The organism is Streptococcus sp. HMSC072D05, from assembly GCF_001815805.1.
Classification (GTDB): domain Bacteria; phylum Bacillota; class Bacilli; order Lactobacillales; family Streptococcaceae; genus Streptococcus.
The window spans coordinates 140,857-167,560 of the sequence record NZ_KV822018.1 but is presented as its reverse complement, the minus strand read 5'-3'; the positions used below and the strand labels follow the sequence as shown (position 1 = coordinate 167,560).

The 26,704-nt window shown below is 42.8% G+C and carries 11 protein-coding genes, 1 other RNA gene and 1 pseudogene; 11 read left to right on the top strand and 2 right to left on the bottom strand.

The annotated features are described in order from the left end of the window. The 3 genes and pseudogenes from HMPREF3057_RS10460 to HMPREF3057_RS04900 all read left to right on the top strand — a co-directional run. Positions 1 to 1,206: pseudogene (locus HMPREF3057_RS10460) on the top strand (ABC transporter substrate-binding protein); the annotation flags it as partial. Between the two features lie 277 nt (positions 1,207 to 1,483). Beyond that, the gene (locus HMPREF3057_RS04905) at positions 1,484 to 7,852 is read left to right on the top strand and encodes a SpGH101 family endo-alpha-N-acetylgalactosaminidase (protein WP_083312809.1); all 6,369 of its coding nucleotides are present in this window, start codon (positions 1,484 to 1,486) and stop codon (positions 7,850 to 7,852) included. A 140-nt stretch (positions 7,853 to 7,992) separates the two neighbouring features. Continuing rightward, positions 7,993 to 16,242 (top strand): SIALI-17 repeat-containing surface protein, encoded by an 8,250-nt coding sequence (locus tag HMPREF3057_RS04900; RefSeq protein WP_070696676.1) that lies wholly within the window; start codon positions 7,993 to 7,995, stop codon positions 16,240 to 16,242. Between the two features lie 167 nt (positions 16,243 to 16,409). On the opposite strand, the gene pbp1a is transcribed toward HMPREF3057_RS04900, so the two are convergent. Together pbp1a and recU are read right to left on the bottom strand one after the other, a co-directional pair. After that, a complete protein-coding gene (pbp1a, locus tag HMPREF3057_RS04895) occupies positions 16,410 to 18,578 on the bottom strand; it encodes a penicillin-binding protein PBP1A (protein ID WP_070696674.1) in 2,169 nt (722 codons plus the stop codon). After that, the gene (gene recU, locus HMPREF3057_RS04890; protein WP_000248759.1) at positions 18,575 to 19,171 is read right to left on the bottom strand and encodes a Holliday junction resolvase RecU; all 597 of its coding nucleotides are present in this window, start codon (positions 19,169 to 19,171) and stop codon (positions 18,575 to 18,577) included. The genes pbp1a and recU overlap by 4 nt, the downstream gene beginning before the upstream one ends. 66 nt (positions 19,172 to 19,237) lie before the next feature. On the opposite strand from recU, the gene HMPREF3057_RS04885 reads away from it, so the two are divergent. The 8 genes from HMPREF3057_RS04885 to cbpC all read left to right on the top strand — a co-directional run bounded on the left by HMPREF3057_RS04885 (position 19,238) and on the right by cbpC (position 26,585). Beyond that, positions 19,238 to 19,765 carry an SLOG family protein gene (locus tag HMPREF3057_RS04885; protein ID WP_070696671.1) on the top strand — a complete coding sequence of 176 codons (528 nt, stop codon included), beginning with the start codon at positions 19,238 to 19,240 and terminating at the stop codon, positions 19,763 to 19,765. A gap of 69 nt (positions 19,766 to 19,834) precedes the next feature. Beyond that, positions 19,835 to 20,164, top strand: coding sequence for a cell division regulator GpsB (gpsB, locus tag HMPREF3057_RS04880; RefSeq protein ID WP_000146523.1), 330 nt, complete (start codon positions 19,835 to 19,837; stop codon positions 20,162 to 20,164). Positions 20,165 to 20,184: 20 nt separating this feature from the next. Further along, an RNA gene (gene rnpB / locus HMPREF3057_RS04875) (RNase P RNA component class B) lies at positions 20,185 to 20,566 on the top strand. 83 nt (positions 20,567 to 20,649) lie between these two features. Continuing rightward, positions 20,650 to 21,807, top strand: coding sequence for a THUMP domain-containing class I SAM-dependent RNA methyltransferase (locus HMPREF3057_RS04870; protein ID WP_070696668.1), 1,158 nt, complete (start codon positions 20,650 to 20,652; stop codon positions 21,805 to 21,807). Positions 21,808 to 21,819: 12 nt separating this feature from the next. Continuing rightward, positions 21,820 to 23,265, top strand: coding sequence for a cell division site-positioning protein MapZ (locus HMPREF3057_RS04865; RefSeq protein WP_070696659.1), 1,446 nt, complete (start codon positions 21,820 to 21,822; stop codon positions 23,263 to 23,265). A gap of 75 nt (positions 23,266 to 23,340) precedes the next feature. Beyond that, on the top strand, positions 23,341 to 24,765 hold the full coding sequence (gene gndA / locus HMPREF3057_RS04860) for an NADP-dependent phosphogluconate dehydrogenase (RefSeq protein WP_061426757.1): 1,425 nt from the start codon (positions 23,341 to 23,343) through the stop codon (positions 24,763 to 24,765). An 11-nt stretch (positions 24,766 to 24,776) separates the two neighbouring features. Further along, positions 24,777 to 25,466 (top strand): response regulator transcription factor, encoded by a 690-nt coding sequence (locus HMPREF3057_RS04855; RefSeq protein ID WP_061426759.1) that lies wholly within the window; start codon positions 24,777 to 24,779, stop codon positions 25,464 to 25,466. 99 nt (positions 25,467 to 25,565) lie between these two features. After that, entirely contained in the window at positions 25,566 to 26,585 is a 1,020-nt protein-coding gene (gene cbpC, locus HMPREF3057_RS04850) for a choline-binding protein CbpC (RefSeq protein WP_070696656.1), read from the top strand. Positions 26,586 to 26,704: the final 119 nt, after the last annotated feature.

Genomic DNA, 26,704 nt, shown 5'->3' with positions numbered 1-26,704 from the left:
AATAAGCCAACTGAAGCTTTCAAAGACGGTAGCTTTACAATGGCTCGCCTCTTCCCAACAAGTGCTAGTTACTCAGAGACTGAAAAAACATTCAAAGACAATATCGTTTATACCCAACAAGATTCTACTACTTATTTAGTAGGCACAAATATCGATCGCCAGTCTTATAAGTACACTTCTAAGACAACAGATGAGGAAAAAGTATCAACCAAGAAGGCACTTTTGAATAAGGACTTCCGTCAAGCTATTGCATTTGGTTTTGACAGAACAGCCTACGCTTCTCAAGTAAATGGTGCAAGCGGGGCTACTAAACTGCTTCGTAACTTATTTGTTCCTCCTACATTTGTACAGGCAGATGGGAAAAACTTTGGGGAATTAGTTAAGGAAAAATTGGTGACCTATGGAGATGAGTGGAGCAACGTAAACTTGGATGATGCCCAAGATGGACTCTACAATCCTGACAAAGCCAAAGCAGAGTTCGCTAAAGCTAAGGCGGCCCTTCAAGCGGAAGGTGTGAAATTCCCAATCCACTTGGATATGCCTGTAGATCAAACAAATACAACAAAAGTTCAACGTGTTCAATCTTTTAAACAGTCAGTTGAAGAAAATCTAGGATCAGATAATGTGGTTATCGATATCCAACAGCTCCAAAAAGACGATGTTCAAAACATTACCTACTTCGCTGAGACTGCGGCTGGAGAAGACTGGGATATCTCAGATAACGTGGGTTGGTCTCCAGACTATATCGATCCATCTACTTATCTTGATATTATCAAGCCTTCTGTAGGAGAAAATACGAAAACATATCTAGGATTTGATTCTGGGACAAACAACGCTGCCGCTAAGCAAGTTGGTTTAGAAGATTACGAAAAAATGGTTGTGGAAGCTGGTGAAGAAACCACTGATGTTTCAAAACGTTATGAGAAATATGCTGCTGCCCAAGCTTGGTTGACAGACAGTGCCTTGCTCATTCCAACAACTTCTCAAACTGGTCGTCCAATGTTGTCTAAGATGGTACCATTTACACTTCCATTTGCATACTCTGGTAACAAGGGTATGAGTGAAGCCCTTTTGTACAAATATCTAGAAGTACAAGATAAGGCAGTGACAACAGAAGAATACCAAAAAGCTCAAGAAAAATGGTTGAAAGAAAAAGAAGAGTCAAATAAAAAGGCCCAAGAAGAACTCGCAAACCATGTGAAATAACTTTAAAAAAGTAAAGGATTTAGCCATCGATATGATGGTTAAGTCCTTTTTTATCTTTGTATAAGTCCCTGAATGATGAGGGATAGATTTTTTCAGAAAAGAGAAAATTTTAGTGAATTTTACCTATTTCCTATTGCTTTCTGCCTTTTTATTTGTTATATTAAAAGTACAATTATTTTTTATTTATAACAGTTAAGCTTAGCACTTTCAGAGAAAGGAGTATTTTTTAAAAAAGAAATGTAAACGCTTACTGGAAAATGAAAGGATTTAGGAGTTCATGGATAAACGATTTTTTGAAAAACGCTGTAAGTTCAGTATTCGTAAGTTTACGCTTGGAGTAGCTTCGGTGATGATTGGAGCGACTTTCTTCGCAGCTAGCCCAGTATTGGCTGATCAAGCAAGAGTTGGTTCTACAACTAATTTGCCAAGTGAATTAGCTGATTTGGATAAGAAGGCTAGTGATGAGGGGCACGATTTTGACAAGGAAGCTGCCGCTCAGAATCCTGGTTCAGCTGAAACTACTGAAGGCCCTCAAACAGAAGAAGAGTTGTTGGCTCAAGAAAAAGAAAAGTCTGAAAAGCCAAGCAACCTGCCAAAAGAATTAGAAGATAAGTTGGAGAAGGCTGAAGACAATGGGCGTGATGTTGACAAGGATCAATTGGCCCAAGATACTGGGAAGCTCGTACCAGAAGATGTAGCTAAGACTACCAACGGGGAATTAAACTACGGCGCGACTGTTAAGATTAAGACGCCATCAGGAGAAGGTAGCGGTATTGTCGTTGCAAAAGACCTTGTCTTGACGGTTTCTCATAACTTTATCAAGGACAGCCAAGACGGCAATATCCGTAAGGTTGTGGATAATGACCAAGGGGATGGAGATATCTATAGCATCTCATATCCAGGATTGCCAGATGTCAAGTTTAGCAAGAAAGATATTATTCATTGGGATCGTGAAGGCTACCTGAAGGGCTTCAAAAATGATTTGGCCCTTGTGAGATTGCGTACAGTTCTAGAAAATACGCCTGTTGAAGTAACCAAAAAGCCAGTAGTTAAGAAAATCGGAGATAAGCTCCATGTCTTTGGTTATCCAGAAGGGAAATTGAATCCGATTGTCAATACTACAGTTGATTTTGCGGAACCATACGGAGAAGGTGTCCAAGGGATTGGTTACCAAGGAGGAAAACCGGGCGCTAGTGGTGGCGGTATCTTTGATACAGAAGGAAAACTGGTCGGTGTGCACCAAAATGGTGTAGTTGGAAAACGGAGCGGCGGCATTCTCTTCTCACCAGCTCAACTAAAATGGATCCAAGACCACATGCAGGGAATTTCAAGTGTGAAACCAGCAGACTTGGAAGAGAAAGAGAAACCGGCTGAAGAAAAACCAAAAGAGGATAAACCTGCAGCTGCTAAACCTGAAACGCCTAAGACAGTAACTCCTGAATGGCAAACAGTAGTGAATAAAGAGCAACAAGGAACCGTCACTATTCGTGAAGAAAAGGGTGTTCGCTACAATCAATTGTCTTCAACGGCCCAAAATGACAATGATGGCAAACCAGCCTTGTTTGAAAAACAAGGATTGACAGTTGATGCTAATGGAAATGCGACGGTTGATTTAACCTTCAAAGATGATTCTGAAAAGGGCAAATCACGCTTTGGTGTCTTCTTGAAATTTAAAGATACCAAGAACAATGTTTTTGTTGGTTATGACAAAGATGGCTGGTTCTGGGAGTATAAATCTCCAACCGATAGCACCTGGTATAAGGGGGGCCGTGTAGCAGCGCCTGAGACAGGATCAATTAACCGCCTATCAATTACCCTCAAGTCAGATGGACAACTCAATGCAACGAATAATGATGAGAAACTTTTTGATACGGTCACTTTGCCAGCAGCTGTTAATGAAACTCTCAAAAATGAGAAGAAAATCGTCCTAAAAGCTGGTTCCTATGGCAATGAGCGTACAGTTGTCAGCGTTAAAACAGACAATCAAGAAGGTGTAAAATCAGATGATACTCCTGCCCAGAAAGAAACAGGTCCGGCCGTTGACGATAGCAAGGTGACTTATGATACGATCCAGTCTAAGGTACTCAAGGCAGTGATTGACCAAGCCTTCCCACGTATTAAAGAATACAGTTTGAACGGGCATACCTTGCCAGGACAAGTCCAACAATTCAATAAAGTATTTATCAACAAACACGAAGTCACACCTGAAGTTACTTACAAAAAAATCAATGAGACAACAGCAGAATACTTGATGAAGCTTCGCGATGATGCTCACTTAATCAATGCAGAAATGACAGTTCGTTTGCAAGTTGTGGACAATCAATTGCACTTTGATGTGACCAAGATTGTCAACCATAATCAAGTCACTCCAGGTCAAAAGATTGATGATGAAAGAAAGCTGCTTTCTTCTATTAGTTTCCTTGGTAATGCTTTAGTCTCTGTTTCGAGTGAGCAAGCTGGTGCTAAGTTTGATGGGGCAACCATGTCAAACAATACCCATGTCAGCGGTGATGACCATATCGATGTAACCAATCCAATGAAGGATTTGGCTAAGGGTTACATGTATGGATTTGTTTCTACAGACAAGCTTGCTGCAGGTGTTTGGAGCAATTCTCAAAACAGCTACGGTGGAGGTTCTTATGACTGGACTCGTTTGACAGCCTATAAGGGAACAGTTGGGAATGCCAACTATGTAGGAATCCACAGCTCTGAATGGCAATGGGAAAAAGCTTATAAGGGCATTGTCTTTCCAGAGTACACCAAGGAACTTCCAAGTGCCAAGGTTGTTATCACTGAAGATGCCAATGCGGATAATAAAGTGGACTGGCAGGATGGAGCCATTGCTTATCGTAGCATCATGAACAACCCTCAAGGTTGGGAAAAAGTCAAGGATATCACGGCTTATCGTATCGCGATGAACTTTGGTTCTCAAGCCCAAAATCCATTCCTTATGACCTTGGATGGTATCAAGAAAATCAATCTCCACACAGATGGTCTTGGGCAAGGTGTTCTCCTTAAAGGATATGGTAGTGAAGGTCACGACTCTGGTCACTTGAACTATGCTGATATTGGTAAACGTATTGGTGGTGTCGAAGACTTCAAGACCTTGATCGAAAAAGCGAAGAAATATGGTGCTCATCTAGGTATCCACGTTAACGCTTCTGAAACCTATCCTGAGTCTAAATACTTTAATGAAAATATTCTTCGTAAAAATCCAGATGGAAGCTACAGCTATGGTTGGAACTGGCTAGACCAAGGTATCAACATTGATGCTGCTTATGACTTGGCGCATGGACGCTTGGCTCGCTGGGAAGACTTGAAGAAAAAACTTGGTGATGGTCTCGACTTTATCTATGTGGACGTTTGGGGCAATGGTCAATCTGGTGATAACGGTGCCTGGGCTACTCACGTTCTTGCTAAAGAAATTAACAAACAAGGCTGGCGTTTTGCGATTGAGTGGGGCCATGGTGGTGAATACGACTCTACCTTCCAACACTGGGCAGCTGACCTGACCTATGGTGGCTACACTAATAAAGGTATCAACAGTGCCATCACACGCTTTATCCGCAACCACCAAAAAGATTCATGGGTTGGGGACTACAGAAGTTACGGTGGTGCAGCCAACTACCCACTTCTAGGTGGCTACAGCATGAAAGACTTTGAAGGCTGGCAAGGAAGAAGCGACTACAATGGCTATGTAACCAACTTGTTTACCCATGATGTCATGACTAAGTATTTCCAACACTTCACTGTAAGTAAATGGGAAAATGGTACACCAGTTACCATGACCGACAACGGTAGCACCTATAAATGGACTCCAGAAATGAAGGTTGAGCTAGTCGATGCAGCAGGTAACAAGGTTGTTGTGACTCGTAAGTCAAATGATGTCAATAGCCCACTATACCGTGAACGTACAGTAACGCTCAATGGACGTGTCATCCAAGATGGTTCAGCTTACTTGACTCCTTGGAACTGGGATGCGAACGGTAAGAAACTTCCTACTGATAAGGAAAAAATGTACTACTTCAATACGCAATCCGGTGCAACAACTTGGACCCTTCCGAGTGATTGGGCAAATAGCAAGGTTTACCTTTACAAGCTAACTGACCAAGGTAAGACAGAAGAGCAAGAACTAACTGTAAAAGATGGCAAGATTACCCTAGACCTTCTAGCAAATCAACCATACGTTCTCTACCGTTCAAAACAAACCAATCCTGAAATGTCATGGAGCGAAGGCATGCACATCTATGACCAAGGATTTAACAGTGGAACCTTGAAACACTGGACCATTTCAGGTGATGCTTCCAAGGCAGAAATTGTCAAATCACAGGGTGCAAATGAAATGCTTCGTATCCAAGGCAATAAGAGCAAGGTCAGTCTTACTCAGAAACTGACTGGCTTGAAACCAAATACCAAGTATGCTGTTTATGTCGGTGTTGATAACCGTAGTAATGCTAAGGCAAGTATCACAGTGAATACTGGCGAAAAAGAAGTGACTACTTACACCAATAAGTCACTCGCTCTCAACTATATCAAAGCTTATGCTCATAACAATCGTCGTGAAAATGCTACAGTTGATGATACAAGTTACTTCCAAAACATGTACGCCTTCTTTACAACTGGATCGGACGTATCAAATGTTACTCTTACATTGAGTCGTGAAGCTGGTGATGAAGCAACATACTTTGATGAAATCCGTACCTTTGAAAACAATTCAAGCATGTACGGAGACAAGCATGATACAGGTAAAGGAACATTTAAACAAGACTTTGAAAATGTAGCTCAAGGTATCTTCCCATTTGTAGTAGGTGGTGTTGAAGGTGTCGAAGACAACCGCACTCACTTGTCTGAAAAACACGATCCATATACACAGCGTGGTTGGAATGGTAAGAAAGTCGATGATGTTATCGAAGGAAATTGGTCATTGAAGACAAATGGACTAGTGAGCCGTCGTAACTTGGTTTACCAAACAATCCCTCAAAACTTCCGTTTTGAAGCTGGTAAGACTTATCGTGTAACCTTTGAATACGAAGCAGGATCAGACAATACCTATGCTTTTGTAGTCGGTAAGGGAGAATTCCAGTCAGGTCGTCGTGGTACTCAAGCAAGCAACTTGGAAATGCATGAATTGCCAAATACTTGGACAGACTCTAAGAAAGCCAAGAAGGCAACCTTCCTCGTGACAGGTGCAGAAACAGGCGATACTTGGGTAGGTATCTACTCAACTGGAAATGCAAGCAATACTCGTGGTGATTCTGGTGGAAATGCCAACTTCCGTGGTTATAACGACTTCATGATGGATAATCTTCACATCGAAGAAATTACCCTAACAGGTAAGATGTTGACAGAAAATGCTCTGAAGAACTACTTGCCAACGGTTGCCATGACTAACTATACGAAAGAGTCTATGGATGCTTTGAAAGAGGCGGTCTTTAACCTCAGCCAAGCAGATGATGACATTAGCGTAGAAGAAGCGCGTGCAGAGATTGCCAAGATTGAAGCCTTGAAGAATGCTTTGGTTCAGAAGAAAACAGCCTTGGTAGCAGAAGACTTTGAAAGTTTGGATGCGCCAGCTCAACCAGGTGAAGGTCTAGAGAATGCCTTTGATGGAAATGTGTCTAGTCTATGGCATACATCTTGGAATGGTGGAGATGTAGGAAAGCCTGCAACCATGGTCTTGAAAGAACCAACTGAAATCACTGGACTTCGTTATGTTCCACGTGCATCTGATTCAAATGGAAACTTGCGAGATGTGAAACTGGTTGTCACAGATGAGTCTGGCAAGGAACATACCTTTACCGTAACAGATTGGCCAAATAACAACAAGCCAAAAGACATTGACTTTGGTAAGACAATCAAGGCTAAGAAAATTGTCCTTACTGGTATCAAGACTTACGGAGATGGTGGCGATAAATACCAATCTGCAGCGGAACTCATCTTTACCCGTCCACAGGTAGCAGAAACACCGCTTGACATGTCTAGCTATGAAGCAGCTTTGGCTAAGGCGCAGAAATTAACGGACAAAGACAATCAAGAGGAAGTAGCTAGCGTTCAGGCAAGCATGAAATATGCGACGGATAACCACCTCTTGACGGAAAGAATGGTTGCCTACTTCGCAGACTATCTCAACCAATTAAAAGATTCTGCTACGAAACCAGATGCTCCAACAAGTAGCAAGGGTGAAGAACAACCACCAGTTCTTGATGTACCTGAGTTCAAAGGCGGCGTCAATGCAACAGAAGCAGCTGTACATGAAGTCCCTGAGTTCAAGGGCGGCGTTAATGCGGTCCAAGCCTTGGTTCACGAATTACCAGAATACAAAGGTGGAGCCAATGCGGTCCTAGCGGCTGCAAATGAAGTTCCAGAGTATAGAGGTGGAGTCAATGCAGTTGAGGCCTTGGTAAATGAAAAGCCAGCCTACACAGGTGTATTGGCTACAGCTGGAGATCAAGCAGCTCCAACAGTTGAAAAACCTGAGTACCCGCTCACTCCAAGTCCAGTAGCTGAAACCAAAACTCCGGGAGCGAAAGATGAAGAAAAACTACCTGCTACAGGGGAGCACAGCTCAGAAGTAGCCCTCTTCTTAGCAAGTGTGAGTATCGCTTTATCTGCTGCAGTCCTTACGACAAAACGAAAAGAAGACTAAACAGATTTGGTTTTAGAAGTCCAAAAGATCTCGAATCAAATAGGAACAAACAGCCGGAGAGGACCTCTTGGTTCTCTCCTTTTTCAAAGGAGAAATGATACCGCTTACTCATGTATGCGGATGAAAGGAATAGGAGAAAGATGGATAGACATTTTTTTGAGAAACGCTGTCACTATAGTATAAGAAAATTTGCAATCGGTGCAGCCTCCGTTATGATTGGTGCTAGTATCTTTGGCGCCAATATGGTTCAGGCGGCAGAAACAGCAACACCTTCAGAGACAGAGGGAAGTATCACTCATGTTCAAGCCTTGGATAAGTTACCAGATGATTTAGCCGCTGCGCTTGAAAAAGCAGATGCAGAAGCTGCAACAGAAGCAAGTCATGAAGAAACTCCAGCGACTGATGAGGGAACCAATCCTGCAGCAAGTGAAGAGGCAAAACCAGAGGCAAGCCCTGCAAGTCCCAAGCCAGCAGAAACGCCGAAACCGGTTGAAACACCAAAGGCAGACAAACAACCTGCGGAAACCACTACACCAGCAGTAAAACCAGCTGAAAAGACAATCGAAGATAGAGAAGATGTCAACCATCTCGAAGGTGCTACTGCTCAGGCAAGCAACCATGAGACTGGGACCAACTTTACTGCAGATAAGGCTATCGATGGAGATGACAATACCCGTTGGGCTACAGATAGAGATGCAGTAAAACCAACTTTTGAATTAACTCTTCCAAAAACTACCCTCATCAAGCATGTAGAAATAGACTGGGATCGTCGTCTTCGTAATGGGCAAAATGACCCCAATATCAAATCTTGGAGTCTCTACTACGCAGGTCAAGAAGACGTGGGCGCTAATGGAGAAAAACAATGGAAACTCGCTCATACCAAAACTGGAGATCCTGTTTTAGATGAGAAAGTAGATCTAGCTGAAAGTATCAAAGCTAAATATCTTAAGTTAGAAATTAACGACTATCAAGCGGGCACAATGGGCTGGAGAAACGTTGGAATCCAAGAAATTCGAGCTTATTCAAACGTTCCGGACCATAGTAGGGTAACGGATATCCGCCAAGTAACCGAACTAACAGTAGCAGAAGATGGACAGTCTCTTGTCTTACCAACTCTACCAGGAAAAGTCAGTCTCATTGGAAGCAATAAACAAGGTGTAATTGACCTTCAAAATCACATCTATAAGCCTTTGACAGACCAACGTGTCAAGGTCATGGTCCAACAAATCAGAGACAGTCATACCTTTACCAAAGAGTTTGAAGTAGTCATCAAGGGCTTACATCAGGACGAAGGTGTGGGTGTTAAACCAAAAGTAGCACCAGCTGTTCAACAATGGTATGGGAAAGAAGGCCAATCTTCTATCACTTCAGATACAGTTCTTGCGACAGGAGATTCTGGCTTTGATCAGGCTGCAACCTTCTATCAGTCAGACCTTGCCAGTCGTGGATTGGAACTAGCAACAGGTGACAAGCAGGCTCAAAAACGAATCGAATTTAAAAAAGTTGAAAACAAGGGTTATGGTAAAGAAGGGTATGGTATCACTATCCAAAATGATGTGATTACCATCGAAGCTGCCACAAACACAGGAGCCTTCTACGCCACTCGGACTCTTCTTCAAATGGGAGAAAGTAACCTCCAAAATGGCGAAATTCGCGATTTCCCAAGTTTCAGCCACCGTGGCTTTATGCTAGATACAGGTCGTAAATTTATCCCTTATGACACCCTTGTAGACATCATGCTCAACATGGCCTACTACAAGATGAACGACTTGCAGTTGCACCTTAATGATAACTATATCTTCCTTAAGGAACACTTGGCAGGTAAGAATTTAAGTCCAGAAGAACAACTCAAGTATGTACTTGAACATGCCAAGACTGGTTTCCGTTTGGAGACCGATATTGTCGGTACGAATGGTCAAAAATTGACATCAGATGAGCACTATACCAAGGAAGAAATGCAAAATCTGATTAAACTTGCCAAGGCTTTGCATATCAATCTAGTGCCAGAAATTGACACACCAGGTCACGCTCTATCATTTGTCAAAGTCCGTCCAGACCTCATGTATCAAGGTAGTTTGAGCGATTATGCAGGCAAGCACAATGTTGAGCGCGTAGCCATGCTAGACTTGGATAACAAGTACGAAGAAACTCTTAAATTTGTCAAATCAGTTTATGACAAACTTCTCGATGGTCCAGATGCACCACTTCATGGGGTATCCACTGTTCATATTGGAACGGATGAATACTATGGCAGCAGAGAAAGTTACCGTCGCTATGTCAATGATTTGACCCAATATATCAAGTCTAAAGGTTACACCCCTCGTATCTGGGGCTCACTCAGTGCAAAACGTGGAAACACTCCTGTTGACTGGAACGGAGTAGAGGTTGATATCTGGAGTATCGGATGGCAACGACCAAATGAAGCCATTGCTCAGGGAGCTAAGATTATCAACATCACAGATGTACCGACCTATAGTGTGCCAAGTGGAAGCAATAGTCAAGCAGCCTACGGGGACTATGCTAACTACGAACGTCAGTACAATAGCTGGACACCGAATGATTTTAGAACAGGTGGAGGTCCACTTCTACCAGCTTCTCATCCAAGTATCCTTGGTGGTGGTCACGCAGTTTGGAATGACAATATCGATCTTCATGAGACAGGCTTGACCTCTTATGATATCTTTAAACGCTTCTTCAAGAGCATGCAAACCACTGCGGAGCGCACTTGGGGATCTGACCGTGCAGCTGCGACCTTTGCAGAACGCACCCTACCAACGAGTCCTTATGCGCCACAGTCAAATCCTGATAGAGCGATTGATCAAAGTGATTTGTTTACCATCAATTCTGAAACCGTCAAGAACTATGCAAGCAAGAAGGTGAAGACAAGCGAGCAGGGATTGGCTTTTGAGAAAGATAGCAGCATCGAAGGCTTAGCAGGTGATGTTGGTCCAAGTCACGTCTTGAAGTTTGATGTGACTGTCACTGGAGACGGGGAACAAACCTTCTCAACAAGTGGGGACAACCGTATCTATCTAGCTGATAAAGATGGCTATCTTGCTTATCAATTTGAACAGTTCCATATCCAATTCAATAAAAAACTTGAAAAGAACAAACGTTATCAAATCTCCATCGTAACCAAACCACAGTCAACTGAAGTCTATGTGGATGGTGAAAAGATTGAGCGTATCGCAAATCCAGAATACCCTCGCTTTACCCACAATAGCTTGGTTCTACCACTTGAAAGCATCGGTGGCTTCAAAGGAATTCTGCATAGTGCAGAGTTGTCAGACAAACCATTTGTAAATCCTCGTTTGATTTCAAATGATAAGATTACAGCAACCGCAAGCAGTCAGCAACTTCCAGGAAACGTGACTGAAGGCGCTGTTGAAAAGGCCTTTGACAATGATCCAAATACCTTCTGGCATACTAAGTGGACTGGTGACACTGCGCCATACACCCTTACTATGACCTTGAAAGAAGCAGAAAAAATCAATGGCTTGATGTATCTCCCACGTCCAGGTGGTGGAAATGGTGTCGTGACGCGCTATGAAATCTACGCACAAAAAGATGGCCAAATGGTCAAGGTTTCAGAAGGAAGCTGGGACAACAACGCCCAAGAAAAAACAGTCAACTTTGCGGCGGTGCATACCAACAAGATTGAGTTGAAAGTATTGGAAGGCGTTGGTGGTTTTGCAAGTGCAGCTGAAGTTCATCTATTAAAACCTGTGAAAGAAGAGCAAGAAACGCCTGCACCAAGTCAACCAGAAAAACCAACTACACCAGAAAAACCAAAAGTAGAGCAAACAGGTGATGGAACAGTTGAATTGGCAGATCAATTCACTGCAAGCAAACCAGCTAGTGAAGACAGCATTGCAGCTGCTAGCAAGAGCAATGACTATCTTAAGAAAGAGTACAAGGTCTTCCCAACGCCACAAAAAGTGACCTATGGCGAAGGTGTTACAGCCCTTCGTAAGCAAGTCAATCTGGTTATGGGCGATCAACTCGATATCTATACTCGTAATCGCTTGAAGAGTGTCTTGCAGGACAATCAAGTATCTTACACAACTGGTAAATCCGCAGTTGCTGGCGCAACCAATATCTATCTTGGAGTGCATGGACAAGGTTCACAAGCAGAGCAAAACTTGTCCAATGTTTCAGCAGGTCTCTTTGACAAGATTGACGCCTATGTCTTGAGCATCAAGGATAACTCGATTTCCATCGTCGGAAAAGACACAGATGCGGTCTTCTATGGTTTAACAACCTTGAAACACATGCTCAAGGAAAGCCAAGTACCAGTCCTTCGCAATGTGACAGTAGAAGATTACGCAGAGCTCAAGAACCGTGGTTTCATCGAAGGTTACTATGGAAACCCATGGTCGAATGCAGATCGTGCAGAACTCATGCGTTTTGGTGGCGATTTGAAATTGAACCAATACTTCTTTGCACCAAAAGATGATCCATACCACAACAAGAAATGGCGTGAACTCTATCCGGAAGAAAAACTAGCTGAAATCCGTGAACTTGCTCGTGTCGGAAATCAAAGTAAAACACGCTATGTCTGGACCATCCATCCATTCATGAACAACCGCATCCGCTTTGGCAATGAAGCGCATTACCAAGAAGATTTGGCAACCATCAAGGCCAAATTTACCCAGTTGATGAAAGTGGGTGTCCGCGAATTTGGTATCCTAGCAGATGATGCTCCAAGTCCAGTCGGAGGCTACAATAGCTACAACCGCTTGATGCAAGATATGACCAAGTGGTTGACTGAAATGCAGGGAACTTATAGCGGTCTTCGTAAAGAAATGATCTTTGTTCCTGGACAGTATTGGGGTAATGGACGTGAGGATGAGTTGAAATCCCTCAATGAAAATCTCCCAAGTTCAACATCCATGACCTTGACGGGTGGTAAGATTTGGGGTGAAGTCTCTGAAAGCTTCCTTTCAACTCTCAAGAACAATCTATCCGCAGGTGGCAAGACCTATCGCCCAGTTTCACTTTGGATTAACTGGCCTGTAACAGATAACTCTAAACAACACTTGATTCTAGGTGGTGGTGAGAAATTCCTTCATCCAAATGTGGATCCAAGCTTGCTATCTGGTATCATGTTGAACCCAATGCAACAGTCTGAGCCATCTAAGATTGCCCTCTTTGCAGGAGCTCAATACTCATGGAAACAGTGGAAATCAGAAGAAGAAGCTAAGAAAATCAATGACATTGCCTTCAACTTTGTAGAAAATGGTCATTTTGAAGATAGCAAGGTATCAGCAGCCTTCCGCGAACTTGGTAAGCACATGATCAACCAAAACATGGATAATCGTGTCGTCAAACTAGAAGAATCTGTAGACTTGGCTCCAAAATTAACAGACTTCATGACCAAGCTTAAAGCAGGTCAGGATGTGACTACAGAACGTGCAGCCTTGCGTGCAGAATTTGCCAAGATTAAAGAAGCAGCCGAACTCTATAAAGCATCAGGCGATAAAAAAATGGTTGCCCAAATCCACTATTGGTTGGATAATGCAATCGATCAAATGAATGCTCTCGATGCCTTCCTTACAGGAACTGAAGCCATGGCTACAAACGATGCAGCCAAACTTTGGGATAGCTACTATAAAGGTTTGAAATTGTACGAACAGTCTCAAACTCACACCTTCCATTATGTAGACCATATGGAAAAAGCTGAATTGGGTGTTCAACATATTCGTCCATTTATCCTATCCCTGAAAGAAGTTCTAGCGTCTGAAGTTCAAAAAGTCTTGCACCCAGACCAAATCATCAGTACCTTTATTACCAATCGAACAGGTGTAGAGGGTGGTTTGGCAGAAGTAACGGATGGCGATTTGGCAACTCATGCGATTATTAAATCACCAAATAGCATCAAGACAGGTGATTATATTGGTATGAAGTTCAACAAACCGATAGCGATTCAAACATTGACCTTTGCTATGGGAACGCAGGCAAATCCACGTGATACCTTTAGTAAGGCAGAAGTGCAGTATCAAGATGAAAACGATAACTGGGTAACCTTGAAAGAGCCAAGCTATGTCGGAAATGAATCCCTGCTTAAGTTTGAGAATCTCAACATCAAGGCCAAGGCAGTTCGCATGATTGCGACAGCAGACCGCGAGAATACTTGGTTTGCAGTTCAGGAAATTGCAGTCAACCGTCCAGTTGAAAAAGCTCGTAGCCAACAAGCAACGACAGTTAGTCTAAGCTCAAACTTAGTTTACAAACTAAATACCTCAGCTCGTCAAATCACTGATGGCAAGGACAATACAGAAGCCATGATGGCAAACGCTGACGGTAGCAATACCACTCCAGTAGATGCTTGGGCACAACTTGACCTCGGTGAAGTCAAGTCAGTCACTAAAGTACGACTTCGCCAAGGAACAGGTGATAAACTTGCAGCAGGTGTGCTTGAGTATTCTACAGACGGTACTACTTGGCAGGAACTCGATCGCTTGTCAGGTGAGCAAACCAAGGAAGTGACCAGAGCGATCAATGCTCGTTACATCCGAGTCCGCAATACCAAGGCACTCGACCTCTGGTGGCGTATCCAGGACTTCTCTGTTGAGACACGCTCTGGAAACAGCGAGTTAACAGACACCAACGTCGACGCCTTGAAGGAAACACCAGTAGTGGATAGCTTGGGCAGTTACGAGCTTCAAATTCCAGCTGGAACCAAACTCCCTGCTCATAGCTATCTAGGTATGAAGCTTGACCGTATCCATCAAATCAAGAGCATCCAGCTCCAAGGTCAGGCTAACCCTGCTCTTACTCTAGAGTACTCTGCAAATGCGCAAGAATGGACGCCGGCTAGCCAGTTGACTGACAGATCTGTAGTGAGCCACTTGGTACGTTATGTTCGTTTGGTCAATAAAACAGATCAGGAACAAGCTGTGACAGCCACTTCTCTCCTTGTGACAACCAAAGAAGTACAACCAACCAAACTAGAATCTACAACTATGGGCATTCATCCAACATACGGAAGCAATGATGTTCGTAAACTGAACAATCTAGATCAACTGTTTGACGGTGTTTACAACAACTTCGTTGAATTTTCAGACTATGCCCATAAAGACGGCCACGTAACCTTGAAACTTGGTAGCGAACGTACCATCAAGAAGATCAGAGCCTACATCCAAGACGGAACTCAAAACTACCTTCGTGATGGTAAGATCCAAGTCAGCCAAGACGGTAAAACTTGGACAGATGTCGTGACAGTAGGAGATGGTGTGGCCAATAGCACACACGATGATTCATTGACAGATGGTTGGACACACGATTCTAAGATGCCAGGAAATCGCTATATCGAGGGTGAATTGACGACACCAGTTAAAGCTAATTATCTCCGTGTCCTCTATACAGCAGACTATGATGCCCGTTTTGTAGGCTTTACAGAATTGGTCATCAACGATGGTGAATTTGTCAAACCAATCAATGATCCAACAGTAGAAGGAAGTAGTGGAGAAAGCCAAGGCAACCTTTATAATAATCTTGTAGACGGCAAAGTCTTGACCAGCTACAAGTCTGAAAAAGACAAGGGCGAATTGGTGTATCACTTGTCTGAACCAACTAAAGCTAACCACCTTCGTCTCGTTTCCAGTCTTCCTGAAGGAGCTAAGGCACGTGTTCTTGCTAGAACACTCAAGGATGGTCAAGACAGTTGGACAGACCTCGGTGCCATTACATCTAGTCTCCAAACCTTCGCTATCCGAAATGGTGGCTCTCTTCTAGACGTCAAATTAGTCTGGGAAGGTGGCAAGGCTGAGTTTTATGAATTGGCAAGCTTCCATCAAGAATTAACAGAAGAACCTGTTCAGTCAAGCAAGGGCGAAGAGTCAGCACCCGTTCTTGAGGTTCCTGAATTCACAGGTGGTGTCAATGCAGTTGAAGCCCTAGTACATGAACTTCCAGAGTACACAGGCCCAGTAGCGACAGTAGGTGATCAAGCTGCTCCAACAGTAGAGAAACCTGAGTTCAAGGGTGGCGTCAATGCAGTGATGGCTCTAGTGCATGAATTGCCAGAGTACACAGGCCCAGTAGCAACAGTAGGTGACCAAGCAGCTCCAACAGTAGAGAAACCTGAGTTCAATGGCGGTGTCAATGCTGTTATGGCACTGGTACATGAGCTTCCAGAATACACAGGTCCATTATCGACAGTAGGCGACCAAGCAGCTCCAACAGTAGAAAAACCTGAGTTTAAACTTAGCACTCTAGTTTCTGATCAAGGTAAGACTCCAGATCATAAACAAGAAATTGCTAGACAAGAAACAGCAAAACAGAGCTTGCCAGCAACAGGTGAGAGTCAATCTGACACAGCCCTCTTCCTAGCAGGTGTTAGCCTAGCCCTATCTGCTCTCTTTGTAGCAAAAACAAAGAAAGACTAGTATTTAGTAAAACCTCTTAACAAGATTACGAAATCCGTTTCCTATCTTTCCCAATGAGGTTTATAGTACAGAAAAAGCCTGAGAAGATGTCTTCTCAGGCTTTTGTTAAGCACATAAATGCAATAGTGCTATGAAAAAATCACCCAGAAAAATCTGGGTGATAAATGTTATGGTTGTGCTGGTTGAGGATTCTGATTTTGGTTCTGGTTTTGTTGACCAGGCGTTGTATTTGGTTGCTGGTTATTGGTATTATTGTTTGCACTATTATTCGTGCTTGGAGTAGTTGAGCTTGACTGTGCAGTTGAACTTTCTGATGTCGAGCTCGAACTTTCAGGTGTTGGGGTTTGTTGCGGAGCAGGAGCAGTCCATGCAGAACGAGCACCGTTTTTAAAGACGAACTCACCACTTCGATAGAGGCCTTCTGGCATAGTCCAGTCGCCAGGGTTGTTATCCTCAGACAGATAAGTCATCATTGAACGGTAAACCTTAGCTGCAACATAGAAGCCATCGCCAACGATAGGAGTAAGGCGGTTTGAGTAACCTGTCCATACAGCCATTGAATATTTGCGAGTATAACCAACAAACATTTCATCTGGTGCTACATAACCAGTATTTTTGATGTAGTTTTCAATTTCATCATCTGTATAGTTTGATGTACCAGTCTTACCAGCTTGAGGTAGCCAAGGGAGATAAGCACCACGACCAGTTCCGTATGCTAAGACAGTCTTCATCATTTCCGTCATCATATAGGCGGTCGTCTCTTTCATGGCACGAGTACCAGGATCAGCGTATTCTTTTGAGCTACCATCGCTAAAGACGATTTTGTTGATATACATTGGTTTATGGTAGATACCACCGTTAGCAAAAGCAGCGTAAGCAGCAGCCATTTTCTCACTACTTGCTCCGTACTTTTTGTTTGACTCAGTCGTATTACTTGAAATCGCGTTGGCATAGTGCATATCTGGATAGTCAATACCGATTCCATTTAGGAAGGTCTTGGCTCTATCCAAACCGACTTTGTTCAAGGTTTCTACGGCTGTAACGTTCCGTGATTGTTGGAGCGCATATTGGATGGTAATATTTCCAAAATAACTTCTATCCCAGTTGTAAACAGGAGTATCTGTTCCAGGATAGTTGTAAGGAACATCATGTACAATCGAAGCAGTTGAGTCGTAGATGTCATACTCTAAGGCAGGAGCATAGTCTGTGATTGGCTTCATGGTAGAACCCCAGTCACGGTTGGTTTCAACAGCTTGGTTGATTCCGAAGGAAACATTGCTTGATTGGTGACGAGAACCTAACTGAGCAATAACTTTCCCGTTTGTCACATCCACAATCGTTGAAGCTACTTGCATTTCATCATCAGGATAGTTGACATACTCGTCGGTATTGTAGATATCCCAGAGATGTTGTTGAACTTTAGGATCAACGTTGGTGTAGACATCCATACCAGTCGTTAAGAGGTTGTAGCCTGTTTCTTGTTCGACTTGATCGATTACCTCTTTGAGATAGTTGTCCATGTATGGAGGATAACTATTAGCCGATTTTAGACTTTGAAGTCCATCTGTAATCGGAGTATTAATCGCTTTTTCATATTGCTCAGCTGAAATGTAACCTTGCCCCTTCATCTCAGAGAGGACGAGATTACGACGTTCTTGAGCAGCTTCTGGATGCGAGTATGGATCATACTGGTTTGGAGCCTGAGGCATACCAGCAAGGAGAGCCAATTGAGGAATACTTAGATCTTTGAGATCCTTGCCATAGTAACTTTGGGCAGCTGTCTGCATTCCATAGTTACCGTTTGACATGTAAACCTTGTTGATGTAGTAGGTCAAGATCTCTTGTTTAGTCGCTTTTTGTTCTAGCTGAACGGCTAACCAAGCTTCCTGGGCCTTACGAGAAAGAGTCTGATCAGAAGTTGACGTAGAGAAATAAGTTAACTTGATCAACTGCTGTGTCAAGGTTGAAGCTCCTTGCAGACCTCCACCACCACGAAGGTTTCGGAGGGTAGCACCTAGGATACGGATTGTGTCGATTCCTCGGTGATTAAAGAAGCGATGGTCCTCAATCGAAACAATAGCGTTGACCAAATCGGTCGGTATTTCGTTTGCTTGGGCATTGACCCGACGTTCCGAACCAAGATCAGCGATAAGCTCGTCATTGCTATCATAGATCTTACTTGACGTTGTAGCGACTAGTTTACTTTCAGAAAGTTCTGGAGCCTTGCTAACATAGTAGAGGAAGAGACCTCCACCAAGCATTACAGCTGCGATAAATACAGTTAAGAGACTGATACTGACATACTTAGCTATTCGCAGAAAAGTTTGTTTGTTCATCTTGTTTTACCACCTAGTAAATGTTCTTTGATAATGTCGAGGTAGGGAATTTGAGGAAAGGCACCCGGCTCAATCCTATATCCATTTTCTCGAATATATCCAAGTGGCATTGACTTCTGTCCCTTATCTTGATGATAGAAACGGATGAGGTCAATAGCCGGTAATAAGTAGGTTTCTTGCTGAGAAGAAAAGTGAAGGAGTACAAAGCAGATTCCTTGCTGGGCAAGGACTTGTTCCATATGCTGGATCTGATGGGGATGAAAATTCTTCATCGGTATCGCATGTTTTTGCCTGGTTTCCTTTGCTTCAAAGTCGATGTAGTATCCATCATAAACCCCTGAATAGTCAGTAGTTGAAGCTTGTCTAAAGTAGGCTTCAACGATCTTGGCTCGACTTCGTTGGGGATAGTCGACACGTACGATTTGGATGGGAGTCGGTTTCTTGTGAATAACAGCTAACCCATGCGACAAATAGTAGTCATTCGTAGCATTGATCATCTTTTCAAAAGACATTCCCCGATTTGCGAAATTTTTAGTTTGTGACAGGGGTGCTTGCCTCTTTTGAGATGAAATTTTATGTGGATAGTTGACCATAATTCTCCTTATTGGTACAATAACATCACTCTATTATATCATAAATTTACAAAGAAAGGGTTAAAAATGACATCAGCCTTGATTTTAGGCTATTCAGCCTTGGACCTTGGTCTCTTTAATGACAAGGATATTCGCGTTGATATTATCAAAACAGCCATTCGAAGAGACCTGGAACGTCTAGCAGAGAATGGGGTGAACTGGCTTGTCTTTACAGGGACTTTGGGCTTTGAGTACTGGGCGCTTCAGGTAGCAAAAGACATGAAAGCAGACTATGGATTTCAGCTGGCGACCATTTTTGATTTTGAAACCCATGGCAGTAATTGGAATGAAGCAAATCAAGCGAAACTGAGTGAGTTCAAGCAGGTTGATTTTGTCAAATACGCCTATCCACAATATGAGCACAAGGGACAACTACGCGATTATCAGAAATTTCTGCTGGAAAATACAGATACTTGTTACCTTTTTTACGACGAAGAAAACGAAACCAAGTTACGATATTTTTACCAAATGATGAAAAATCAAGCGGACTATGTTACAAGAAGATTAACATTTGAGGACTTGAATGAAATAGTAGAAAATTTTTCTGAAAAGTAAGCCTTTGACCTTGATTTTTACTTGTCTTTTTTTATATAATAATACTAGTAACCCAGAATGGAGAGAGACATGGCAAGTATTATATTTTCAGCGAAAGATATTTTTGAACAAGAATTTGGACGTGAAGTACGTGGATACAGCAAAGCAGAGGTAGATGAATTCCTAGACGATGTGATTAAGGATTATGAAACCTACGCAGCTTTGGTCAAATCCCTTCGTCAAGAGATTGCTGATTTGAAGGAAGAATTATCTCATAAACCACAGGTAGCTCCAACTCAACCAGACTCTATTGAAGTAACGGCTTCTACTTCAATGACAAACTTTGATATTTTGAAACGCTTAAATCGTCTCGAAAAAGAAGTATTTGGTAAGCAAATCTTAGACAACCAAGATTTATAATTGACTAAGGAATGAGTGCAATTTTTGGATAATCGCGTGAAGAGATTCTCTTTTCATGAGGAAAGTCCATGCTAGCACAGGCTGTGATGCCTGTAGTGTTTGTGCTAGGCGAATCCATAAGCCTAGGGACGAGAAATCGTTACGGCAGTCGAAATGGCTAAGTCTTCGGATAGGTCAGAATAGGCTTGAAAGTGCCACAGTGACGGAGTCTTTCTGGAAACAGAGAGAGTGGAACGCGGTAAACCCCTCAAGCTAGCAACCCAAATTTTGGTCGGGGCATGGAGTGCACGGAAACGAACGTAGTACTCTGACTGCTATCAGATTTATGCTGTTAGCGGTAGACAGATGATTATCGAAGGAAGTGGTCCTAGTCACTTCTGGAACAAAACATGGCTTATAGAAAATTGCATATAGGTTGGGGCTGAGAAATCTTTCTCAACCTCATTTTTTAAAGTGAACAAGAGAAAGGTCTTGCAAGACTAGAAATGAAAGAACAATTTAATTTAATCGCAACTGCTGCGGCGGGTCTCGAGGCTGTCGTTGGACGTGAGGTGCGAGACCTTGGTTATGATTGCCAGGTTGAAAATGGGCGTGTCCGCTTTCAAGGAGATGTGAAGGCAATCATCGAGACCAATCTTTGGCTTCGTGCAGCGGATCGCATCAAGATTGTAGTCGGAAGTTTTCCTGCTAAGACTTTTGAAGAGCTTTTTCAAGGTGTTTTTGCTCTAGATTGGGAAAACTATCTCCCGCTAGGAGCACGTTTCCCGATATCAAAGGCAAAATGTGTTAAGTCTAAACTCCACAACGAGCCCAGTGTTCAGGCTATTTCTAAGAAGGCTGTTGTGAAGAAATTACAAAAACACTATGCCCGTCCAGAAGGAGTTCCCTTGATGGAGACTGGTCCCGAGTTTAAGATTGAGGTATCTATCCTGAAAGATGTGGCAACGGTCATGATTGACACGACAGGGTCTAGCCTTTTTAAACGTGGTTATCGTACGGAAAAGGGTGGAGCTCCTATCAAGGAAAATATGGCAGCGGCCATTTTACAACTCTCTAACTGGTATCCAGACAAGCCCTTAATTGATCCGACCTGTGGCTCAGGAACGTTCTGTATCGAGGCGGCTATGATTGCCAGAAAAATGGCACCAGGCCTTCGCCGTTCCTTTGCTTTTGAGGAATGGAACTGGGTCAGCGATCGGTTAATACAGGAAGTTCGCACAGAGGCGGCTAAGAAAATTGATCGTGAACTCGAGCTGGATATTATGGGCTGTGATATAGATGCTCGCATGGTGGAAATTGCCAAGGCAAATGCTCAAGCAGCAGGTGTCGCAGGTGATATCACCTTTAAGCAAATGCGGGTACAGGACTTGCGCACAGACAAGATTAATGGCGTTGTCATTTCCAATCCACCATATGGGGAACGATTGTCTGATGATGCAGGAGTTACCAAACTCTATGCTGAGATGGGACAAGTCTTTGCACCACTGAAAACGTGGAGTAAGTTTATCCTGACGAGTGACGAAGCTTTTGAAAGCAAGTACGGAAGTTCAGCTGATAAAAAACGAAAACTCTATAACGGGACCTTAAAAGTGGATTTGTATCAATACTTTGGTCAGCGTGTGAAACGTCAGGAGTTAAAATAGAAAGGTGAACTCATGAGTAAGAAAAGACGTGATCGTCATAAAAAAGGACATCAAGAACCCAAATTTGACTTTGATGAAGCAAAAGATTTGACTGTTGGTCAAGTGATTCGTAAGAATGAAGAGGTGGAGGCTGGAGTATTGCCTGAGGACAGTATCTTAGACAAATACATCAAACAGCACCGTGAAGAAATCGAAGCCGACAAGTTTGAAACTCGTCAGTTTAAAAAAGAAGAGCTAGCTTCTACTCAAAATTTAGAAGATATGATTCAAGAAGTGCGAGAATCTAGTGAGACTTCTGATCAGGTAGACGATTCAGACCTGGTTGCTGAGGAATCTATTGAAGAGATAGAAAATGATGAGACTACTCAGTTTGTTCCCCCACTTCAAGATGAAGAAAGTGCTGAAATAGAGCCTCTCGTTTTAACAGAAACAGAGCCCAAGGAAATAAATGAGGAACGAGATGAGGAGACCTATACACCTCTATCACGTTCGGCTCAAACAGAACCTGAAACAGGCTCTAAGAAGAAAGGTGTCATCATCATTGCTTCTGTAGTAGCTGCAATCCTTGTGCTTGCTGGAACATATTATGTCTACCGTCAAGTGTCTCGTTCAAACCAAGAAATCCAGTCTTCTCAAGCAGCTTCTTCGGATGATCAAGGAACACAAACGGCTTTGAAAGACTTCAATGATCTCTATGATACTTTCTATACGGATGCTAATAAGACAGCTCTGAAAAATAGCCAGTTTGATAAATTGAGCCAACTGAAAACCTTACTAGATAAGTTAGAAGGTAGCCGTGATTATACACTAGCTAAGTCAAGATATGATAGCCTAGCAACTCAAATCAAGGCCATTCAAGATGTTAATGCCCTCTTTGAAAGCCCAGCAATCACTGACGGTGTCTTGGATACCAATGCGAAAGCCAAAGCAGACGCTAAATTTACAGAAATTAAGACAGGCAACACAGAACTAGACAAACTCTTGGATAAGGCCATTAGTCTTGGCAAGAGCCAACAAACCAGTGCTTCCAGCTCAAGTTCAAGCTCTAGCACGAGTCAAGCAAGCTCAAGTTCAGCTACAGAAAGTAATGCAAGCAGTACGACACCTTCAACAAGCACCGCGGCACCAGCTAGAGACACAAATGGTGGTTTGTCTGGCGATGGGGTTAATCTTCAAAGAAGTGCTAGTCGTGTACCTTACAACCAATCAGCTGTAGATGATAGCAACAATTCTGCTTGGACCTTTGCGGATGGTGTATTGGAACAAGTTCTAGCAACATCACGTGCTCGTGGCTATATCACTGGAAATCAATATATCCTAGAACGTGTCAATATCGTAAACGGAAATGGTTATTACAACCTCTATAAACCAGATGGAACCTATCTCTTCACCCTCAACTGTAAGACAGGTTACTTTGTAGGGAATGGTTCTGGTCATGCAGATGACTTGGACTACTAGGACTCCGTTACAAAATTCTTTCCTTTCATAGGTAAAAATGATAAAATAAAACATATTAAACAAGAGGAGTGTCACATGACAAAAGCTAACTTTGGTGTCGTTGGTATGGCCGTAATGGGTCGTAACCTTGCCCTAAATATCGAATCTCGTGGCTATACAGTTGCCATTTACAACCGTAGTAAAGAAAAAACAGAAGACGTAATTGCTTGCCATCCTGAAAAGAACTTTGTGCCAAGCTATGACGTTGAAAGCTTTGTAAACTCAATCGAAAAACCTCGTCGTATCATGCTGATGGTTCAAGCTGGACCTGGTACAGACGCAACTATCCAAGCTCTTCTTCCCCACCTTGACAAGGGTGATATCTTGATCGATGGAGGAAATACTTTCTACAAAGATACTATCCGTCGTAATGAAGAACTAGCAAACTCAGGTATCAACTTTATCGGTACAGGAGTTTCTGGTGGTGAAAAAGGTGCCCTTGAAGGGCCTTCTATCATGCCTGGTGGACAAAAAGAAGCCTACGAATTGGTTGCGGATGTTCTCGAAGAAATCTCAGCTAAAGCACCAGAAGATGGCAAACCATGTGTGACTTACATCGGTCCTGATGGAGCTGGTCACTATGTAAAAATGGTCCACAACGGTATCGAGTATGGTGACATGCAATTGATCGCAGAAAGCTATGACTTGATGCAACACTTGCTTGGCCTTTCTGCAGAAGACATGGCTGAAATCTTTACTGAGTGGAACAAGGGAGAGTTGGACAGCTACTTGATCGAAATCACAGCTGATATCTTGAGCCGTAAAGATGATGAAGGTCAAGATGGACCAATCGTAGACTACATCCTGGATGCTGCAGGAAACAAAGGAACTGGTAAATGGACTAGCCAATCAGCTCTTGACCTTGGTGTGCCATTGTCACTGATTACTGAGTCAGTATTTGCCCGCTACATCTCCACATACAAAGAAGAGCGTGTACATGCTAGCAAGGTCCTTCCAAAACCAGCTGATTTCAAATTTGAAGGTGACAAGGCTGAGTTGATCGAAAAGATCCGTCAAGCCCTTTACTTCTCAAAAATCATTTCATACGCACAAGGTTTTGCTCAATTGCGTGTAGCTTCTAAAGAAAACAACTGGAACTTGCCATTTGCGGACATCGCCTCTATCTGGCGTGATGGCTGTATCATCCGTTCTCGTTTCTTGCAAAAGATCACAGATGCCTACAACCGCGATGCTGATCTTGCTAACCTTCTCTTGGATGAGTACTTCTTGGATGTTACTGCCAAGTACCAACAAGCAGTGCGCGATATCGTAGCTCTTGCTGTTCAAGCTGGTGTACCAGTGCCAACTTTCTCAGCAGCTATTACTTACTTTGATAGCTACCGTTCAGCAGACCTTCCAGCTAACTTGATCCAAGCGCAACGTGACTACTTTGGTGCCCACACTTACCAACGTAAAGACAAAGAAGGAACATTCCACTACTCTTGGTATGACGAAAAATAAGTAGGTCTGCCATGGGGAAACGGATTTTATTACTTGAGAAAGAACGAAATCTCGCTCATTTTCTCAGTCTGGAACTCCAAAAAGAGCAATACCGTGTTGATCTGGTCGAGGAGGGGCAAAAAGCCCTCTCCATGGCTCTCCAGACAGATTATGACTTGATTTTACTGAATGCTCGTCTGGGGAATATGACGGCCCAGGATTTTGCAGAGAGGCTGAGTCGGACAAAACCTGCCTCAGTGATTATGGTCTTGGACCATCGCGAAGAATTGCAAGACCAGATTGAGACAATCCAGCGCTTCGCCGTTTCTTACATCTATAAGCCAGTGATTATTGATCAGCTGGTGGCTCGTATTTCAGCGATTTTCCGAGGTCGGGACTTTATCGACCAACACTGTAGTCAGATGAAGGTCCCAACATCTTACCGCAATTTGCGTATGGATGTAGAACATCATACCGTTTATCGTGGCGAGGAGATGATTGCTCTGACGCGCCGTGAGTATGACCTTTTGGCCACTCTCATGGGAAGCAAGAAGGTCTTGACTCGTGAGCAGTTGTTGGAAAGTGTTTGGAAGTACGAAAGTGCGACAGAAACTAATATCGTGGATGTTTATATCCGTTATCTACGTAGCAAGCTTGATGTAAAAGGTCAAAAAAGCTACATTAAAACCGTGCGTGGTGTTGGGTACACCATGCAAGAATAGAAAAGCAGTTGCAGTTGTGTAACTGCTTTTTTTGAGAAGTTTCTATATATTGACATACAATAAAGTCTTTGCTACAATCAGTTATGGAGGAAAGATCTAATGAAGAAATTTAAAATAATGATGCAAGTCGCACTAGCAACATTTTTCTTTGGTTTGCTAGCTACTAATACTGTATTTGCGGATACAACAGGTGGCCAATTTGTTGATAAGGATAATAGAAAATATTATGTAAAAGATGATCATAAAGCAATCTATTGGCATAAAATAGACGGTAAAACTTACTATTTTGGTGATAAAGGAGAAATGGTAGTTGGATGGCAATACTTAGAAATTCCTGGAACAGGTTATCGTGATAATTTATTAGATAACCAACCAGTTAATGAAATCGGACTCCAACAAAAATGGTATTATTTTAGCTCAGATGGTGCTTTGCTAGAACAAACAGATAAACAAGTACTAGAGGCAAAAACGTCTGAAAATACAGGAAAAGTATATGGTGAACAATATCCTCCATCTCCTGAAAAGAGAACTTATTATTTTGATAATAATTATGCTGTAAAGACAGGTTGGATTTATGAAGACGGCAATTGGTATTATTTAAATAAGCTAGGAATTTCTGGCGATGATTCTTACAATCCACTACCAATTGGTGAAGTTGCTAAGGGTTGGACTCAAGATTTCCATGTTACTTTTGGCATTGATAGAAGCAAACCTGCTCCATGGTACTACTTAGATCCAACAACTGGCATCATGCAAACAGGTTGGCAACATCTTGGTAATAAATGGTACTATCTCCGTTCATCAGGAGCCATGGCGACTGGCTGGTATCAGGTAGACTCATCTTGGTATTATCTAGATGCTGAAAATGGTGATATGAAAACGGGCTGGCAATACCTTGGGAACAAGTGGTACTATCTCCGTTCATCAGGAGCCATGGCGACTGGCTGGTATCAGGTAGGTTCGACTTGGTACTACTTACATGCAAGTAATGGAGATATGAAGACAGGCTGGTTCCAGGTCAATGGCAAATGGTACTACGCATACAGCTCAGGTGCTTTAGCAGTGAATACGACCGTAGAAGGCTATTCGGTCAACTATAATGGCGAATGGGTTCAATAATGAAAGAGGCGATTGTGAAGGAAACAATCGCTTTTTTTGTGAAAATATAATAAAATAGATAGGAGAAAATACTACTGTATGAAAAGTGAGACGGTCTTTACGTCTGGTTAAAGGAAAAC